This window comes from Cyclobacteriaceae bacterium (assembly GCA_025808415.1).
In the GTDB taxonomy this organism is placed as follows: domain Bacteria; phylum Bacteroidota; class Bacteroidia; order Cytophagales; family Cyclobacteriaceae; genus UBA2336.
This window is the reverse complement of the sequence record CP075525.1, coordinates 1,228,053-1,245,019: the sequence shown is the minus strand read 5'-3', so window position 1 is coordinate 1,245,019 and position 16,967 is coordinate 1,228,053. Positions and strand designations below refer to the sequence as shown.

Below are 16,967 nucleotides of genomic sequence, written 5' to 3'. Positions count from 1 at the left end.
TTTAAACTTAATTAATCCCACCCGATATGAAAAAAGATATTATTTCCATTCTGCTTGCCGGAGTACTTGTACTGTTAGTAAGCATGGGTATGTTATACATGGCCATCTTCTTCTTTCCAACACTTATGGAAGAGTATTACAATGCCGTGTTCAGGTCTTCATCATTTGAAACCGACTGGTTGTTTTACGCTCATCCTTTTGTACTCAGCATTGCCCTGCGGTGGTTCTGGGAGCGCTACAAGGACTTGTTTAAAGGAAGCGTGGTGTTACGCGCCCTGGAAGTTGCATTGGTTTACGGTATAGTCGCCATGGTGCCTGTATTATGGCTTACCTTCAGTGCTATTGATATTTCCTTTGTAATGATTTCTACCTGGCTGGCGTATGGTATCATGCAGGCTTTCGTTGCCGGAATTGTTTTTGCCTCGATGAAACCGAGCGCTTAAGCAAGTACTTCAGGAATTTCAAATTTCACGGTAGTTCCATGACCCTCTTGTGATTCGATGGCCATTGAACCATGAAGTTTTTGCAGTGTCTCCTTAACAATGTACAAGCCCAGTCCTGAGCCCGCACCTTCATCGGTAGCACGATAGAACATTTTACCGAGGTTGGATAGATGCTTTTTCTCTATCCCCTTGCCGTTATCCTGAATGCTAAGGTTTACCTTATCGTTAGTGATGCGGGCATTTATTTTTATTACCGGATCCTTTCCGTTTTTATAACGGATGGCGTTTGAGATTACGTTGTTCAAAATTATTTTAAGCCTCCACTTATCGCAATAAAAAGGCTTTTGCTGATCAACCGAAATAACTTTCTCTACTGTTTTGCCATTAAGGTTTGAGTAATCCAACTGTTCGAAAGCTTCTTCAATCAGTGACTCAAAGTGAACCGGTTCACGCTTAACCTCCAGTCGGGCATTTCGCGATTGATCTAAGATTTCTTTAATAAAATAATCTTGCTGCCTGGCACTTTTCTCCATCATATCCAAATACATGGTTTTGAGGTTTTGCCCCTTATCCGATTTCGCCAGGTTAATAAGCCCTAAAATAGAGGCAATAGGTGCACGTAAATCGTGCGAAACGCTATAAACAAAATTATCCAGTTCTGTATTTCGCTTAATCAACTCTTCATTGGTGAATTGCAATTTTTGCTGAGCCGATTTTCTATTTTGAATTTCTTCTTCCAGTTCTTTCGTACGCTCATGAACCATTACTTCCAGATTCTCATTAAACTTTTTTAAGTCTTCCTGTGCTTGTTGCCGCTCATGAACAGCCGATGACAAAACAAGTGTTGACACGGAAATAACGAACACATAAACCTGCACGAGTAAAATAGAATCACCTGTTAGCTCGGGTAAATAAAATGGGCCGGTTTGTTTACTGGTAACATAAATGGCCGTTAACGCAACTGTCATGTACCCAAGAATGGCAACAAAACCTTTAAATCGAAAAGCCAGCCATAACATAAACGGAATAGCTACAAAAGCCATGGCAAATGGTGCTACATGTTTCAGGGCTTCAAGTTGTAGCAACATGTAAACACCTGTAACTCCTGCTATGAACAATAATCCCTCACCTAACTTCAGAAGCTCAGGTTTTTTTAGTTGTATCGTAGAAACAGAAAGCAGTATAGGAGCAAACAATAAAATACCAACCACATTTCGGGTCCATAATGTAAAGGTAGCGTTAACCCATTCTGCCGATCCCAACACATCAGCAAAACCAAGCGCGAGTAAACTCCCGCCTGTACTAATCCATGAAATGATCAGCGCAATAAAAACAAAATTAAAAGCATGAATGGCCTTGGCAAATGGAAAAGAACTTTTGACAAGCTTCTTAAAAAGAACTTCACCGGCTAATGCCTCAAGAATAACTGACGAGGTGATAATAGAGACCACCATCATTAGCAACTGCACGGAATCAATAGAACCAAACCAGGCACTCTTAACAATAATTATCAACGAGCCTATGGCAATGCCAGGCCATACTTTGCGCCCATAAAGAATGACCAACGCCAGGGCAACGCCAGCAGGTGGCCACAGCGGCAACGAACTGGTATGCTCAAAGGCAAGAAAAAAACCAATTTCAGCGGATAGGTAGTAAAACAAGGCAACTACCAGAATGCTGAAATCAACCGACCGAATGATGCTCTTTTCCATAAGGGGCATTTATCCAAGCTACATACTAAAGAAAAAGCCCGTAAAAAAGCCCCAAAATGCAATCAACGGCTCTTTCGAACGATAGAAGGTTAAATTGCTCGTTAACAAGCATGTAGCATTAACCGCTTAGCGTATTAAGTGAAGTGATTTGGTTACTGAAAGGGTAGGTAAAAAATCTTTGACCGGGTTGACACAGTTCGTACTTTTAACGCATGAGAAAACTACTAATACTCCTCGTTCTGATTTCAGGTTCAATCATCGCTCAGCCTACTTCGTATGGAAATTTCAAAGTGGCCGATCAGGAGATCATCTACCAAAAAGTATTTACCGAAGATTCCATTACCGCAGCAAAACTTGCCGAGCACTATAAAAAACTTGATTTCGTGTCCAACCTCAAACAGACAAGCACTGGGGTTCAGTTTGATATGAATGACCTAATTGTTGATTACAAAAAGTTCCAGTTCAGTCAGGTGGGCACCCCGCCCATCATTCAAACCGGAAAATACAGCGGCAAAGTATCCGTTGATGTACGCGATGGCCGCTACCGTGTTACGGTTAACCAAATTCAAATGACGGGCAACATCGGTTACAAAAACATAACCGCCAAAGAGAACCTTACGAATTATGCCACTAAAAACAGCGGCACCTTACTACACCCCGATTGGTGCAAGCCCAATACGCTGGGGTTATTAGACCAGGCCTTTACGGATAAGCTTCAATACCCGGGCAAAGGCAAAGAGGATTGGTGATTAACCTGAAGGTTATTCAATTTTCTTTCGCCACTGCTTTTTCTCACCCCGTTGTTTCTTTTCCTGAATGCGCTTTTGAATAGCCGTTTTGGAAGGTTTAGTAGCCTTGCGTGCTTTTCGTATTGAAAAAGCCTTCTTTAGCAGTTGATCCAATTTCTGAAGAGCCTCCTCTTTGTTTTGAAGTTGGGAACGCTTCTCCTGGGCAGTTAATAAAAGTACGCCATCTTTTGTCAGGTAGGTTTTCAGCTTAACCAGCAAAATTTCACGCTGCTCATCCGATAGCGTGTTCGATTGCTGAACGCTCCACTTTAGGGTAACCTTACTGTTTACTTTATTTACATTTTGCCCGCCAGGTCCGCTGCTGCGAGAGGTTGTAAAAATCAGTTCGTTTTGTATTTCAGCAATTGTTGGTCTTACATTCACATGGGTTCAGCTTTGTACAGGGAAAAAAACATGTATCCGGTTATTCCGCCTAAAATAACAACCCGGACTAAATAAGGCAGCAATTTACCCGTACCCAGAATCACCACAAAATACAGAATCAACAAACCAGCAATAATCAACGACAACAAACCGACCATAAGCATATCAAGCGCCCCCTCCGCTGCCGTGAGTACAAAAACAATTCCCACCAGGCTTACGGCAGAGCTAATGTTTATAACCTTTATGCCTACGGTTGCAAAAAGTAATGGCAATTCTTCATCAGGCACAAAGAATGAACTAAGAAAATAAAACCCGGCCAAGGCAAAAGCAAACAACACAACAGCCTGTTCACTGCCTTCAATGGTAGCATAATAGTGGAGTAATGCAGCTGCCGCCAACAAAACCACTAACACTATTTCTATTTTAGTTTTATTTTCTCGCAACCAATTTACTATCAGCATAGGTATAAAATTTAATTCAGTATCATTTGCATTTGTTTGTCTTAACCGAATCTACTGCATCTTCGGATCCAAGTTTTACGGCTTTTAGCAAATCATTGCACCCCCCTTTTTTATCGGCCAAAATAATTTTACCCAACCCCCGCATATGGTAGGCCTCTGAAAACCCCGGTTCAAGTTCAATTGCTTTATCAAAGTCTTTCAGTGCATTCTTAACATCAAAAGAAACCTGGTAAATAGTGCCCCGGTAAAAGTACCCGCCATAGTATGAAGGAGCCAATTCAATTACTTTATTCATATCAACCAACGCACCCTTTTTATCACCCATTTCATAAAATAAGGTTAAACCCCGATGAAGGTAGGCCTCTGTCAGATTGGGAGAAAACTCAATAGCCTTGTTAAAATCTTCAATGGCTTCTTTGTTTTTATTCAATTGTTCATTACACCGGGCACGAAAAAAATAAGCATCAGCCCATTCGGGTTGCAAGGCAATAGCCTGTGAATAATCATTTATCGCATGTTGAAACTCTCCCTTTTCCATAATGGCCAATGCTCTGTTATAGTATGCCGTTTCAAATTCTGGATTTAGTTTAAGGGCAGCGCTATAATCGATAATTGCCCCGTCTAAATCATCTAATCTGTATTTTGAAAGGCCTCTCAACAAATAAGCCTGCTGCGTCCCAGGCGATATCTCTAATGCCCGTGAACAATCGACTATGGCTTTGTTAAAATCATTACTATCAAACCACGCATCACCTCGCGCAAGGTAGGCATCTGCAAAATCTGCTTTAAGCTCAATGCACTTTGAAAAATCAGCAATTGCGCCCTTGAAGTCACCAGCTTTTGCTTTTGCCTTTCCCCGATCATAATAAGCAACGGCATCCTGGCTGTATGCAGGTATGGATGATAGAATAAAAATAATACCCCACGAGGCGAGGTAAAAATGTTTTCGATTATTCATAAGGTTTAGGTTAGCGAAATTCAAGTTATCCTGCACCTTACACAGTAGCAATATCCCCCCATCATTATGTAGGGGCCCCAGGTGCTCTTAAAACATACTGTACAAAATAAAAATAACCGCCAAAACTATGGCCAACCAAATCCATAACGGATTTTTATGCGGAAATTCATACCCGCAAATCGGGCATGCTTTGCTTTTTGAATCAATATCCATAGCACATGACGGGCATTCGATTTTCTTCATCATAATACGTTTATGCTTCCGCATTACCTTGTATGTTGATAAAGCTGAAACTGATTTGATGCGTGTGTCACAGAAGTAAGGCTTTTGATTATTCTTTCCTATAAACAACACCATCCTTCATAACAAACTTTACCTTTCTTAAGTCTGAAATATTTTTGGAAGGATCACCTGTTACAATAACGATGTCGGCCAGAAATCCTTCCCGCAGAAACCCTAACCTGTCTTGCAGGTGAAAGGCCGTGGCGTTTATACTGGTGGCTGCTTTCAATACTTCAAAAGCTTTCATTCCATACTCTACCATAAGCTCCATTTCCAATACATTTTCACCGTGCGGAAAAACCCCAACGTCACCTCCCATACCAATGGTTACGCCCGAGGCCAATGCCTCTTTAAAACTTTTTTTCTTGTTGGTTACATTGACAGGCTCCGGTGAACTTCCCTTCTTCCATCCCCGGTATTGCGAAATCATATCCACGGCTGCCAACGTTGGAAAGTAAGTGACGTTATGATCGCGCATTAAAGTTCCTGTTTCCAGGTCGATAAAATCACCATGTTCGATCGTTTCGGCACCAGCCAGCACAGCTCTTCTTATCGCTTCTTTCGATTTTGCATGGCACACCATTGGCCTGCCACTGCTACGGGTAACTTCGTTTATAAGCTTGAGCTCATCCAGCGTAAATGAGGGTTGGTCTTCACCATGTAGCCCCCATCGGTAATCGGCATAAACTTTTATAAAATCAGCTCCTTTCCCGATCTGGTCACGGACCACACGAACCAATTCGTTTGCATCGGCCGGCTCAGCACCTAACATAATTTGCTGGTCGTGATCATAACCTTTTGGACCGTATGATCCTGTGGATACAATTGCGCGGCCTGCCACCAAGAGGCGCGGTCCGGGTATTATACCTTCATGTATGGCGCGTTTCAATCCAACATCCGAATAACCGGCACCTTCTGTGCCCAGATCGCGTGCCGTGGTAAATCCAGCCATCAGTGTGTTTTTGGCGTGTACTGTGGCGCGCACCGTGCGATACGAATCGGTTTCTTTCAACACCTGTGTGTCCCAATCCGTGATGTTATACGGGTAAAGAAACAAATGCGAGTGCCCCTCGATTAAACCGGGCGTTAACGTTGAGTTTGGATAGTTTATTTTAACTGCACCTGTCGGTTCTTTAACCTGGGTGCCGGGCCCGACTGCTGTAATTTTATTACCCTCCACTACCACGGCCCAACCTTCGTGCATCAATTCCCCATCAAAAACCTTGTCGGCAGTAAGGTAATAGCGTGTTGGGGTTTGCGCATTAAGGGCTAAAATTGTTACTGCTAATGCTAACACTGAAAAAAATCTCATCATTGATATTTTAGGTTTTATAGTGATATTTCTTGAATTGCCCTGTACCAGTTTAAATTTCTACCGCACGCCCGTCTTCCCAGGTTAAACCAACCTGCGCACCATACTTCTTTACCCAACTTTTATCGGTAGCAAAGTCGAAGAGCTCGATCAGGCCTTTGGTTTTCATTTCGAGCAATTGCGTATCGGTTAGTCCACGCATACCAATGTACCCGCCATCGGCAAAGAAAAACTCTGCACCAAAGCCTTCCCCCTTCTGTTGCAGGTAATTTCTGAGTTCTATTAAACGGGCAGCAATTTCTGCCTGTATTTCCAGCGTGTTATCCAACACGTTATGGATGTCGTCAATTTCACCATCGTTATTAAAATCCCCGCCACGTAAAACAGCAACGGGGTTTATTCTTATTTCGCCAGCATACCGGTTTACCATAAACAAGTTAAAATTTATCCTACAAGGTACGCAAAATCAAATCCCCTGACTTTCCATGTTTTGATAGGCTCAAAGGGCATTATAAGCTTCGGGCTGATACCGGAAAAACAATATCTTTGCGGCCTTATTTGAATGACTATGATTTCAGTAGATGCGGTAAGTGTGGAATTTAACGGTTCGGCCCTTTTCAGCAACATTACCTTTAATATTAACGAGAACGACCGGATAGCCCTGATGGGTAAAAACGGTGCCGGCAAATCTACCTTGCTAAAAATTATTGCAGGGGTGAATAAACCTACCCGTGGCAAAGTATCTGCACCTAAAGATGCAATAATTGCTTACCTGCCCCAGCACTTGCTTACGGCCGACACGGCTACGGTTTTTGAAGAAGCCTCCAAGGCTTTCTCAAAAATCAATAACATGAAAAAGCGTATTGATGAGCTCAACCATCAGTTGGAGACACGTACCGATTACGAATCGGACGATTATGCCAGGATTATTGAAGAGGTGTCTGAGCTCAGTGAGAAATATTATTCGATCGAAGAAATAAACTACGATGCCGAAATCGAAAAAACACTGATGGGCCTCGGGTTTTTGCGCTCCGATTTTAACCGGCCTACCGGTGAATTCAGCGGGGGTTGGCGCATGCGCATTGAGTTAGCCAAAATTCTGTTACAAAAACCCGATTTGATTTTATTGGATGAACCTACCAACCACCTGGACATAGAATCGGTGCAATGGTTGGAGGATTTTTTGAAGAACAATGCCAAAGCGGTAATCGTGATCAGCCACGACAAAACTTTTGTCGACAACCTGACCAACCGGACCATTGAAGTAACCATGGGCCGCATTTACGACTACAAGACCAACTACAGCCATTACCTTCAGCTTCGAAAAGAAAGGCGTGAGCAACAACAAAAACAGTTTGATGACCAGGCCAAACAAATTGCCGAGATCAAGGAATTTATTGAACGGTTTAAAGGCACTTACTCCAAAACTTTGCAGGTGCAGTCGCGGGTAAAGATGTTGGAGAAAATGGAAATTGTTGAAGTGGATGAAGTGGATTCATCGGCATTAAACCTGAAGTTTCCCCCGGCCCCACGTTCCGGAAATTACCCGGTAATTATCGACAGCCTTACCAAAAAGTATGGCAACCACACTGTTTTTTCAGATGTTTCGCTAACCATAGCGCGAGGTGAGAAAATTGCTTTTGTAGGAAAAAACGGAGAAGGAAAATCAACCCTGGTAAAAGCCATTATGGGCGAAATTGACTTTGAAGGTAAGTGCCAACTTGGTCATGGTGCATTGATCGGATATTTCGCACAAAACCAGGCCTCGTTATTGGATGGTGACCTTACCGTGTTTGAAACCATCGATCAGATTGCCGAGGGCGACATACGCGCTAAAATAAAAGACATTTTGGGCGCCTTTATGTTCAGTGGCGATGCCATCGATAAAAAAGTTAAAATGCTGTCGGGTGGCGAAAAAACCCGGTTGGCTATGATCAAGCTTTTGTTACAACCGGTTAACCTGCTCATCCTGGATGAACCAACCAACCATCTGGATATAAAAACCAAAGACATATTAAAAGACGCGCTCAAGGCTTTTGACGGAACGCTTATACTGGTATCGCACGACCGCGATTTTCTGGATGGCCTTGCTACCAAAGTATTTGAATTCGGTAACAAGCGAGTGCGTGAACATTTCGAGGATATTAACGGATTCTTGCGCAATAAAAAACTGGAGAACCTAAGGGAAATTGAGCGTTCGGTTACCAGCTGAACCTACAAACACCAGGCGGTAGGTTAATTCCATGCAAAATCATGCACTTAAGTTAACCTAAAATCAGAAAAAATTAGCTTTTAAAATTCATTCTGATTTTGTGTACTTTTCAGTATGATCAGATCTGTCCTAGGCCTACTGTTTATTTTAATACTGCAGACAACAACATTTGGTCAACAAACCATTTTTGATAGCCTGGAGTTAAAACTAAAGGGGTCATCATCGGATTTGGAACGGGTTGATCTGTTAAATGAATTATCGAACAGGTACCTCGCTTACCAACCACAACAATCCAAACCATTAGCCGAAGAAGCATTGGCCATTGCCAAAACTATTGGCTATAAACGTGGTGAGGCTGTAGCACTAAACCGAATAGGAGAATATGAATTCAGGCAAAGCAATTACGCCCGCGCGGTTGAGTTCACCACGGAATCGTTAAGGCTGGCCGAGCAACTAAAGGATTCTTCGATTATGGCCATGGCCTACCGCGTGCTAGGCAATACAAATACTTTTGGTTTTAAACGCTTCGGTCAGGCCTTACAATACCAACAAAAAGCTTTCGATATCTATAAAAAGCTAAACGACAAAAGAAACATTGCATCGTTTTGCGGCAACATAACCTGGATATACGGCACAACTGGCGAAAACCTGGAGGAGGGCCATACGCTGGCTAACTGGGGAATACATCTTTCCGATTCGCTGAAAGATTACCAGTTGCTTAGTTACAATTACAATTCAAAAGGCCTATTGTACCTGAAACAAAATCTGCTCGATTCTTCCTTAACGTATTTAGCCCTCTCTAATAGCGCGGCTGAAAAATCCAATGACCACGCAGTTATTGCCTATAATAAAAGTATTATGGGCGATATTTTTTTTAGAAAAGGCGATATTCAAACCGCGTTGCGTTTATTCACGGCTGCAGCTACTGAAAGCGGAGAACTGAACCTGAGGGAAGTGGTAAAAAATTCTTACTATGGACTGTCGCAATGCTATGCCCGTCTAAAAAACTTTGAACGTGCCTATCACTATCACATGCTTTATGATGAATTAAACAGCACACTTTTAAATTGGGAAACAACACAAAAAGCGCTGATAACCGAACTTGAGTTTGCCGAAGAGAAAAAGGAACAAAAAATTGCCGAACTGGAACTGGCCAATAAAAAAGCTCGCCAGGAAAAATTCATCTACATTATCCTATCCGCTGTTTTTGTGTTGTTCATGCTTACCATTACTGCCCTGGTTATCCGGAACAATCGACAGCGCATCCAATCCAATAAACTCCTGCAGGAAAAGAACTATGAAATAGCCCGGCAGAATGAAAAGTTAAAACAATCCAATACGGTTAAGGATAAACTCTTTTCCATCATCAGTCATGATTTACGAACGCCACTGGCGAGTTTAAAAGGTTTATTGGCCATGGCCTTACGAAAAGATATTTCTGATGCAGAGTTTAGAGGGATCATCCCAAAACTCAACAACCTCGTAATCGGCACTAACGAAACCCTGGAAAACCTTTTCCTGTGGTCGCATTCGCAAATGAACGGATGGTCCTTTCAACCGGGCAACATTAACCTGAAACAATTGACCGAACGTTGTCTCTCCTTATTTTCTGAATCTGCCAAAACAAAATCCATTAATCTGGAAAGTAAAATCCAAAGCGATGTTTATGCCCTTGCCGATGAAAACCAACTTGAACTGATTTTGCGTAACCTGTTGAACAACGCTATAAAGTTTACCCAACAGGGCGGGCAAATTACCCTGGAAGCCGAGGTAGAAAATAATATGGTAGAAGTAAGGATAACGGACAATGGCATTGGCATGGAGGCCAAACAACTGCAAACTTTGTTTGATAAGAAAAACACCCAAACTACCCGGGGTACCATGGGCGAAAAAGGTACCGGATTGGGACTGCAATTGTGCAAAGAAATGGTTGAGATAAATAGCGGAACCATTGCCGCTGAGAGTATTCCCGGCAAAGGAAGTACTTTTAAGGTTAAGCTTAAGGCCGTTAAGCCAGGCTCAAACCCTGTATAATCTTATCGGCACGCTTATGCGCAAGCTTCTTTTTAAAGGCAAACCACTTTTCATCATTCAATTTGCGCATAATGTTATCGGTAGTACGCTGAACGGTCAGGTTCCATAAACCACGGGCTTTCATAGAAAGACCATAAGGCAATGTTCTCACAGAAAGACCGAAACCTCCTTCCATGTATTCAATGTGGTGCCAATAACCGCTTGGCATAAAAATCGTATCGCCATGTTCAATTACGGTGCTCATACCCTTCACATAATTCAAACCTGGGTAAGAATCGTAATCGGGGCGGTCTACATCAACGGTGGAGTGAACGTTGAATGGCAAGCGATAAAGTAATTCCGATTGATCAGGGGCAAACAATACCACTCTTTTCCTGCCGTGAAACTGGGTAAGGAATACATTGCTCATGTCAATATCCTGGTGCATGCGCACAATGGAATTGGCAGGTCCAAAAAACATAAAGGGTATTTTAATATAACCCGATGCGATTTTGGGATAATCAAAATCTTTTAACAACTCGGGCTTATGCTTAAATACAGGAAAAAGAAACAAGCGCAGGTCAGTCGGCTCACGTTCAATCAGGTTTAGGTACTCATCAAAACGCATAACGGCATTGGGCACCTGCAGTGTTTTGGAAAGATCCTCTTTACGATTACCGTACAAACCTACCTCAATGTTGCCCATGCTTTCCTTAAAAAAGTCCATGGTCCACTTGGTGTAGGCAGGGTATTGCTTCCACAAGCCGCGCAATACTACGGGCTTTTGTGGCTTGTAAAATTCGCGTTGAAACTCTTCGCGGGTAATCGTGGTGCCGTCTACTACAGGAACAGGTGTTTTTATGTCCAAGGGCATAGTGTGAAAATAATTATTGCATAAAATTAACCAAGTATTCGCGACAAATTGCCGTAAGCCCACACAAATTTCCACAGGAAGAATAAAAAAGGAGCCACGTGGCTCCTTTTTTATTAAGTAGCATTTTTTTGATTATCCAATAGAAACACGCTTGAATGCTGCAACCGTTAATCCTTTGGTTACACTGTCAAGATACTGCGCCACTGTTTTGCTGTTATCCTTAACAAAAGCCTGGTGCAGCAAGGTGCTTTCTTTGAAGAATTTATTCAGTTTGCCCTGGGCAATTTTTTCAACCATATTTTCGGGTTTGCCCTCGGCCAGAATTTGAGCTTTGGCAATTTCAAGTTCTTTTTCAATAATGGCTTTGTCTACCGATGTTTCATCAACGGCCACCGGGTTCATGGCGGCAATCTGCATACCCACATCCTTTCCGGCATCGGTAACGTCTTTCCCGTTTACACCTTTCAACGAAACCAACACGCCAAGCTTTGCGCCAGCATGGATGTAGGGCACAACGGCTTCGCCCTTCATGTGAACAAATTCGCTCACTTCAATTTTCTCCCCGATTTTTCCAACCAATTCAACAATTTTGTCATTCAGGGTAAGATCACCCACCTTTTGTGTCAATAATGCATCCTTATCGGCCGGCTTATTGGCAAATGCCGTATCGGCTATAAGCTTACCAAGCGCCTGAAACTCTTCGTTCTTTGCAACGAAATCTGTCTCGCAATTCAGGGCAATCAAAATGGCTTCTTTCTTATCATCGCTTACGTTCACAAACACAGAACCCTCTTTGGCTTCTTTGTCGGAGCGGGAAGCAGAAACTTTCTGGCCTTTCTTTCTTAATATTTCTATGGCTTTCTCAAAATCGCCAGCGGATTCGGTAAGGGCTTTCTTACAATCCATCATGCCGGCACCGGTCATTTGCCTGAGTTTGTTTACATCTTGTGCTGAAATTGACATCGCTTTAAAATTTAAATTTTTATGACTCTACTACTTAAGGGCTTAAAAAAATAAACACCGACTGCGAGGCCGATGTTTATGGTGATGATAACTGACTAGTACCGGTACACCCGGTAGTTTGCCATTTTATTTTGCTTCTTCTACGGCCGCGTCTACTTTTCTCTTTTCGTCCTCTTCTTTCTTCAAGGAAGCTTCTTCTTTCTCTTTCTTACGCTCGTTCAATGCTTCTTCAATTACGCTTCCGATATAACCGGTGATCAGTGAAATTGATTTGAAGGCATCATCATTGGCAGGAATCGGGAAATCAACAGAAGAAGGATCTGAGTTGGTATCCACCATGGCAAACACAGGGATATTCAACTTTTGCGCTTCCTTAACGGCAATGTGCTCGCGCTTTACGTCAATAATGAAGAGTGCTGCCGGTAAACGATTTAAATCCACAATACCACCCAGTTGCTTTTCGAGCTTTGCTTTTTCGCGGGTAAGGGTAAGGCGCTCCTTCTTTTGCAAATTGGCATAAGCCTCGTCTTTCATAAGCTTTTCAATCTGCGAAAGTTTTTTCAACGACTTGCGTATAGTGGCGAAGTTGGTAAGCATACCACCCAACCAACGTTCTGTGACGTAAGGCATGTTGAGGCGCTTTGCTTCTTCGGCTACAATATCTTTAGCCTGTTTTTTTGTAGCCACGAACATGATTTTTCTTCCTGAACGAACAATGTTCTTCATCGCGAAAGCGGCTTCTTCAAGCGCAGCCAGCGATTTGTGCAAGTCAATAATGTGGATACCATTGTTTTCCATGAAGATGTACTCGGCCATCTTCGGGTTCCACTTGCGGGTCAAGTGTCCGAAATGAACACCTGCTTCCAATAAATCCTGATAAGTTAATTTCTTTGCCATGTGATGTTTACGATTAACGTTTGCTGAACTGGAATCTCTTTCTGGCCTTCCTTCTGCCTGGCTTCTTGCGTTCTACCATGCGCGAGTCGCGGGTAATGAAACCTTCTTTTCTCAGCACCGGTTTGTTTTCGGCATTTACGGCCACCAAGGCCCGCGAAATACCCAATCGAACGGCTTCGGCCTGGCCTTTAATGCCACCGCCTTCAACGTTAATGGTTACATCGTACTGATTCTCGGCTTTAAGCGCCACAAGGGGTTGCTTAACCAGTGTCTGGTGAATCTCAGATAGGAAGTATTCCTTGAGATCACGGGCGTTTACCTGAATGTCACCTTTGCCAGGCTTTACATAAACCCTGGCTACAGAAGTCTTCCTTCTACCCGTTGCGTTGAAAATCTCCATGAATTATAGTTTTATTTCTTTTGGTTGCTGTGCTACATGTGGATGTTCGGTACCTGCATACACGTGCAGGCTGCGGAACAACTCGCGGCCTAACCTGTTCTTGGGCAACATGCCCCGAACGGCATGCTCCACCAGGCGCTCAGGGTGTTTAGCCCTAATGTTGGCGGGCGTGTGCTCGCGCTGACCACCCGGATAACCTGAGTGGGTAAAAATCACACGGTCAGTCCATTTTTTACCTGTCATTTTTACCTTATCGGCATTTACAACCACCACATGATCGCCACAATCGACATGCGGTGTATAGCTGGTTTTGTGTTTGCCCTTAATAATATGGGCTATTTGACTTGCCACACGTCCCAATACCTTGTCTTTGGCATCTACCAAAACCCAGGCTTTTTCAACTGTTGCCTTATTGGCGTGGGTTGTTTTATAACTTTGATGATCCACGGTTATCTGCTTTTAAAATCAATAAAATACACCCTTCCTTTAAAAAGGGACACAAAAGTAAGAGGATGTGCCATGAAATGCAAACAACATGTGGTTTTAGCCTTTCAGTTTTAGCGGCTGACAAAGCCTTTACCTTAGCGGTTCAACTCCAATTGGCGTATAAGTGCCTGTAAATCTTTGGGATATGGAGCCTCTACCGAAATTGACTCCCCATTAATTAATCGAAAAGTCAGTGACCGGGCATGCAAAGCCATCCGCTTCATCAGGGGTTGTTCATCTGAATATTTCTTTAAGTTAAAACCCTTCTTTACGCTGGAAAGGAAAAATGGCTTTCCCCCATACTGATCGTCCCCGGTAATGGAGGCCTTTAGTGTAGCCAGGTGTATGCGTATTTGGTGCATCCTGCCCGTAACTGGCCGACACTCAACCAGGGAATGCTGCCTGTAAACCTGCAGGGTTGTAAAATATGTTTGGGCTGGCTTCCCATCCCGTTTGCTGATTTTAACGATACCATCGTCCGATTTTGCGATGGGGGCATTAACAAGTTCATTTTTGAAATCGTGGATGCCGTCAACTACCGCGTGGTAGATTTTCTCAACTTCACGTTTTTCAAATTGAATGCTAACATGCCGGTATGCTTCCGGCCGTTTGGCAAACAGGATAACCCCAGAGGTGTCTTTATCTAACCGGTGGCAGGCCTGCAGGTGCTGATTGGATTGGCGGGCGATCATTAAAAGATTTAGCTGCCCTGTTCTGTCTTCGAGTGTGGAAACAAAGGGAGGTTTATTGAGCGCAACGAAATCCTCGTCTTCCCAAATTATTAACTCTTCAAACTCCAGTTTATGCTTCACTGCTTTTTGGGTGCTTCTATTGATCAGATTTTGATTTTAATGATTCAAGGTTTTCCTGCCCATCAGTCTTTACACGAGGAAGCTTAAAACTAAAGGTAGAACCCTTTCCAAGACTGCTTTCTACTTCGGCCTTGGTATGATGGTTTTCAAGTATGTGTTTAACGATGGCCAAACCAAGGCCAGTACCACCTTTTTCACGGCTGCGGCTTTTATCTACCCTGTAAAAACGTTCAAATATGCGCCCCAGGTGTTCAGGCGGTATTCCTTCACCAAAATCGCGAACATGGGTAGTCACAAATTTTTTGCTGACATCAAAACTCACCTCAACTTCGCCATGCTCATGTGAGTGTTTGATTGCATTTGAAACCAGGTTGGTCATTACCTGAAAAATCCGTTGCCAGTCTGCATAAACAATTTCTTTGCTGGGGTTGCCCTCTAGGCGCAGCCTGATGTTGCGCTTATCTGCCTTTTCTTCAAATTGCTCAAATACTTCTTGGGTAAGTTTGTACAAATCTATGCTTTCAAAGTGCATTTTAATTTGGCCGGTCTCAATGTGCGAAAGCGTAAGCAAATCCTGCACAAGGGCGTCAAGACCGTCCAGGCTTTTGGCAGCTTTTTTCAAAAACTTGGTGCGGACGGATTTGTCATCCATGGCGCCATCCAATAAGGTGTGGACAAACCCCTGTGCTGCAAAAATGGGTGTTTTCAACTCGTGTGAAACATCGGCAATGAATTCCTTTCGAAAAGCTTCCAGTTTACGCAACTCATCAATTTCTTTTTGCTTTAATTCCGCGAATGAAAAAATCTCTTCGTTTATTTTTTCCAAGGGGTTAAGTGCGCCTGATTTTTGTTTACTGAGTTTGTTGAGTTCCCTTTTTCGCAATTTTTCCATGAGCCGATAGATTTTGTTGATTTCACGAAAAATCAAAAACTCCATTACAATAAAAATCAGGATGTAGGATACCGAAAAACTAATACCGAATGCGACAAACAACAGGGTGGTGTTGGCATCTTTAAATAAAGTAAGAAACAACGTGGTGATTACAGCAATGCAAATTGCGAGCAGTAAAGCCAGTACCCTGGAGCTGTATACCATGATTGAGCGTGAAACTCAAAATTCAGGATTCATCCGATAATATCAAAGCTAACCTTAACCGGATAAGGCAATGGTGCAGGGATTATACTTTGTTGATTAGTTTAAGCTGAACTTGTAGCCCACACCTTTAACGGTGGTTATGTAATCTTCACCGATTTTCTCCCGCACTTTACGGATGTGCACATCAACCGTCCGGGCCAATACATATACATCCGAACCCCAAATGTTTTGGAGGAGATCTTCACGGCTGAATACCTTGTTAGGATTTTTTGCCAAAAAGTAGAGCAATTCAAATTCTTTCTTGGGCAGGTTAATTTCCCGTCCATCAACTTTAATGGTGTAACTGGTGCGATCGATGGTAAGATCACCAACCGAAATAGAACTTGACGGACTGGTTTTCTTTACCTCTCTTCTGAATAAGGCGCCAATGCGGCTGATCAAAGCCCTTGGCTTAATGGGTTTTGTAATGTAATCATCTGCACCCACATCAAAGGCCGCTACCTCCGAGTACTCTTCCGAGCGTGCCGTAAGGAAAACAATGAAAGTTTTTTGCAACTCCGGAATTTCGCGCAACAGCCGACAGGTTTCAACCCCGTCCATCTTCGGCATCATAATATCGAGCAATACCAGGTCGGGATGGAATTTTTTTGCAATCTCAACAGCCTTGGCACCATCACCGGCTGTTTTTACTTCATACCCATCTTTTTCAAGATTGTACTTAAGAAGTTCCTGGATCGGCTCTTCATCGTCTACCACAAGCACTTTGTGCGCAGGCTTGTTTCCCATAGGTTAACCTGATTTTGGGGTAAAAGTAGGCAGAAATGAGGGGTTAAAAAACCACTCACCTATTCTTAACAATTCCTTAATGGCTTTA

General features: G+C 43.0%; 19 protein-coding genes. 5 read left to right on the top strand and 14 right to left on the bottom strand.

Annotation, left to right across the window (positions count from 1 at the left end; translation table 11 throughout):
* Positions 1 to 26 precede the first annotated feature (26 nt).
* A complete protein-coding gene (locus KIT51_05870) occupies positions 27 to 443 on the top strand; it encodes a hypothetical protein (protein UYN87780.1) in 417 nt (138 codons plus the stop codon).
* On the opposite strand, the gene KIT51_05865 is transcribed toward KIT51_05870, so the two are convergent.
* Complete coding sequence (locus KIT51_05865) at positions 440 to 2,155, bottom strand: MASE1 domain-containing protein (GenBank protein UYN87779.1); 1,716 nt, start codon at positions 2,153 to 2,155, stop codon at positions 440 to 442. The genes KIT51_05870 and KIT51_05865 overlap by 4 nt on opposite strands.
* Positions 2,156 to 2,367: 212 nt before the next feature.
* On the opposite strand from KIT51_05865, the gene KIT51_05860 reads away from it, so the two are divergent.
* Positions 2,368 to 2,904: a hypothetical protein gene (locus KIT51_05860; GenBank protein UYN87778.1), complete on the top strand. Its 537-nt coding sequence runs from the start codon at positions 2,368 to 2,370 to the stop codon at positions 2,902 to 2,904.
* Positions 2,905 to 2,916: 12 nt separating this feature from the next.
* On the opposite strand, the gene arfB is transcribed toward KIT51_05860, so the two are convergent.
* Genes arfB through KIT51_05845 form a run of 3 tightly spaced genes read right to left on the bottom strand, consistent with a single transcriptional unit; the run spans position 2,917 to position 4,746 of the window.
* Positions 2,917 to 3,327, bottom strand: a complete 411-nt coding sequence (gene arfB, locus KIT51_05855) for an aminoacyl-tRNA hydrolase (GenBank protein UYN87777.1) — start codon at positions 3,325 to 3,327, stop codon at positions 2,917 to 2,919.
* Positions 3,324 to 3,788 carry a hypothetical protein gene (locus tag KIT51_05850; protein ID UYN87776.1) on the bottom strand — a complete coding sequence of 155 codons (465 nt, stop codon included), beginning with the start codon at positions 3,786 to 3,788 and terminating at the stop codon, positions 3,324 to 3,326. The genes arfB and KIT51_05850 overlap by 4 nt, the downstream gene beginning before the upstream one ends.
* A 22-nt stretch (positions 3,789 to 3,810) precedes the next feature.
* Complete coding sequence (locus tag KIT51_05845; GenBank protein UYN87775.1) at positions 3,811 to 4,746, bottom strand: tetratricopeptide repeat protein; 936 nt, start codon at positions 4,744 to 4,746, stop codon at positions 3,811 to 3,813.
* Between the two features lie 127 nt (positions 4,747 to 4,873).
* Here KIT51_05845 and KIT51_05840 point away from each other — a divergent pair, with 127 nt between their 5' ends.
* The gene (locus KIT51_05840) at positions 4,874 to 5,068 is read left to right on the top strand and encodes a hypothetical protein (protein UYN87774.1); all 195 of its coding nucleotides are present in this window, start codon (positions 4,874 to 4,876) and stop codon (positions 5,066 to 5,068) included.
* A gap of 9 nt (positions 5,069 to 5,077) precedes the next feature.
* On the opposite strand, the gene KIT51_05835 is transcribed toward KIT51_05840, so the two are convergent.
* Both KIT51_05835 and KIT51_05830 read right to left on the bottom strand, forming a co-directional pair.
* On the bottom strand, positions 5,078 to 6,340 hold the full coding sequence (locus KIT51_05835) for an amidohydrolase family protein (GenBank protein UYN88507.1): 1,263 nt from the start codon (positions 6,338 to 6,340) through the stop codon (positions 5,078 to 5,080).
* A gap of 52 nt (positions 6,341 to 6,392) precedes the next feature.
* On the bottom strand, positions 6,393 to 6,770 hold the full coding sequence (locus KIT51_05830; protein UYN87773.1) for a hypothetical protein: 378 nt from the start codon (positions 6,768 to 6,770) through the stop codon (positions 6,393 to 6,395).
* A gap of 138 nt (positions 6,771 to 6,908) precedes the next feature.
* Between KIT51_05830 and KIT51_05825 the strand changes: the two genes are divergently transcribed.
* Both KIT51_05825 and KIT51_05820 read left to right on the top strand, forming a co-directional pair.
* Positions 6,909 to 8,552 (top strand): ABC-F family ATP-binding cassette domain-containing protein, encoded by a 1,644-nt coding sequence (locus KIT51_05825; GenBank protein UYN87772.1) that lies wholly within the window; start codon positions 6,909 to 6,911, stop codon positions 8,550 to 8,552.
* A gap of 114 nt (positions 8,553 to 8,666) precedes the next feature.
* Positions 8,667 to 10,586, top strand: a complete 1,920-nt coding sequence (locus KIT51_05820; protein UYN87771.1) for a tetratricopeptide repeat-containing sensor histidine kinase — start codon at positions 8,667 to 8,669, stop codon at positions 10,584 to 10,586.
* On the opposite strand, the gene KIT51_05815 is transcribed toward KIT51_05820, so the two are convergent.
* From KIT51_05815 to KIT51_05780, 8 genes are all read right to left on the bottom strand, one after another.
* On the bottom strand, positions 10,561 to 11,439 hold the full coding sequence (locus KIT51_05815) for a cupin-like domain-containing protein (protein UYN87770.1): 879 nt from the start codon (positions 11,437 to 11,439) through the stop codon (positions 10,561 to 10,563). The genes KIT51_05820 and KIT51_05815 overlap by 26 nt on opposite strands.
* 132 nt (positions 11,440 to 11,571) lie before the next feature.
* Entirely contained in the window at positions 11,572 to 12,402 is an 831-nt protein-coding gene (locus KIT51_05810; protein ID UYN87769.1) for an elongation factor Ts, read from the bottom strand.
* A 126-nt stretch (positions 12,403 to 12,528) separates the two neighbouring features.
* On the bottom strand, positions 12,529 to 13,299 hold the full coding sequence (gene rpsB / locus KIT51_05805; GenBank protein ID UYN87768.1) for a 30S ribosomal protein S2: 771 nt from the start codon (positions 13,297 to 13,299) through the stop codon (positions 12,529 to 12,531).
* A gap of 13 nt (positions 13,300 to 13,312) precedes the next feature.
* Positions 13,313 to 13,699 carry a 30S ribosomal protein S9 gene (gene rpsI, locus KIT51_05800; protein ID UYN87767.1) on the bottom strand — a complete coding sequence of 129 codons (387 nt, stop codon included), beginning with the start codon at positions 13,697 to 13,699 and terminating at the stop codon, positions 13,313 to 13,315.
* A 3-nt stretch (positions 13,700 to 13,702) separates the two neighbouring features.
* Positions 13,703 to 14,146 (bottom strand): 50S ribosomal protein L13, encoded by a 444-nt coding sequence (gene rplM, locus KIT51_05795; protein ID UYN87766.1) that lies wholly within the window; start codon positions 14,144 to 14,146, stop codon positions 13,703 to 13,705.
* A gap of 134 nt (positions 14,147 to 14,280) precedes the next feature.
* Positions 14,281 to 14,997, bottom strand: coding sequence for an RluA family pseudouridine synthase (locus KIT51_05790; GenBank protein UYN87765.1), 717 nt, complete (start codon positions 14,995 to 14,997; stop codon positions 14,281 to 14,283).
* Positions 14,998 to 15,013: 16 nt separating this feature from the next.
* A complete protein-coding gene (locus tag KIT51_05785) occupies positions 15,014 to 16,093 on the bottom strand; it encodes a two-component sensor histidine kinase (protein ID UYN87764.1) in 1,080 nt (359 codons plus the stop codon).
* Between the two features lie 96 nt (positions 16,094 to 16,189).
* The gene (locus KIT51_05780; protein UYN87763.1) at positions 16,190 to 16,879 is read right to left on the bottom strand and encodes a response regulator transcription factor; all 690 of its coding nucleotides are present in this window, start codon (positions 16,877 to 16,879) and stop codon (positions 16,190 to 16,192) included.
* Positions 16,880 to 16,967: the final 88 nt, after the last annotated feature.

Coding starts and splice junctions, on each gene's coding strand:
- KIT51_05870 (UYN87780.1), top strand. CDS start 27: ATGAAAAAAGATATTATTTCCATTCTGCTTGCCGGAGTACTTGTACTG.
- KIT51_05865 (UYN87779.1), bottom strand. CDS start 2,155: ATGGAAAAGAGCATCATTCGGTCGGTTGATTTCAGCATTCTGGTAGTT.
- KIT51_05860 (UYN87778.1), top strand. CDS start 2,368: ATGAGAAAACTACTAATACTCCTCGTTCTGATTTCAGGTTCAATCATC.
- KIT51_05850 (UYN87776.1), bottom strand. CDS start 3,788: ATGCTGATAGTAAATTGGTTGCGAGAAAATAAAACTAAAATAGAAATA.
- KIT51_05845 (UYN87775.1), bottom strand. CDS start 4,746: ATGAATAATCGAAAACATTTTTACCTCGCCTCGTGGGGTATTATTTTT.
- KIT51_05840 (UYN87774.1), top strand. CDS start 4,874: ATGGCCAACCAAATCCATAACGGATTTTTATGCGGAAATTCATACCCG.
- KIT51_05835 (UYN88507.1), bottom strand. CDS start 6,340: ATGAGATTTTTTTCAGTGTTAGCATTAGCAGTAACAATTTTAGCCCTT.
- KIT51_05830 (UYN87773.1), bottom strand. CDS start 6,770: ATGGTAAACCGGTATGCTGGCGAAATAAGAATAAACCCCGTTGCTGTT.
- KIT51_05825 (UYN87772.1), top strand. CDS start 6,909: ATGATTTCAGTAGATGCGGTAAGTGTGGAATTTAACGGTTCGGCCCTT.
- KIT51_05820 (UYN87771.1), top strand. CDS start 8,667: ATGATCAGATCTGTCCTAGGCCTACTGTTTATTTTAATACTGCAGACA.
- KIT51_05815 (UYN87770.1), bottom strand. CDS start 11,439: ATGCCCTTGGACATAAAAACACCTGTTCCTGTAGTAGACGGCACCACG.
- KIT51_05810 (UYN87769.1), bottom strand. CDS start 12,402: ATGTCAATTTCAGCACAAGATGTAAACAAACTCAGGCAAATGACCGGT.
- rpsB (UYN87768.1), bottom strand. CDS start 13,299: ATGGCAAAGAAATTAACTTATCAGGATTTATTGGAAGCAGGTGTTCAT.
- rpsI (UYN87767.1), bottom strand. CDS start 13,699: ATGGAGATTTTCAACGCAACGGGTAGAAGGAAGACTTCTGTAGCCAGG.
- KIT51_05785 (UYN87764.1), bottom strand. CDS start 16,093: ATGGTATACAGCTCCAGGGTACTGGCTTTACTGCTCGCAATTTGCATT.
- KIT51_05780 (UYN87763.1), bottom strand. CDS start 16,879: ATGGGAAACAAGCCTGCGCACAAAGTGCTTGTGGTAGACGATGAAGAG.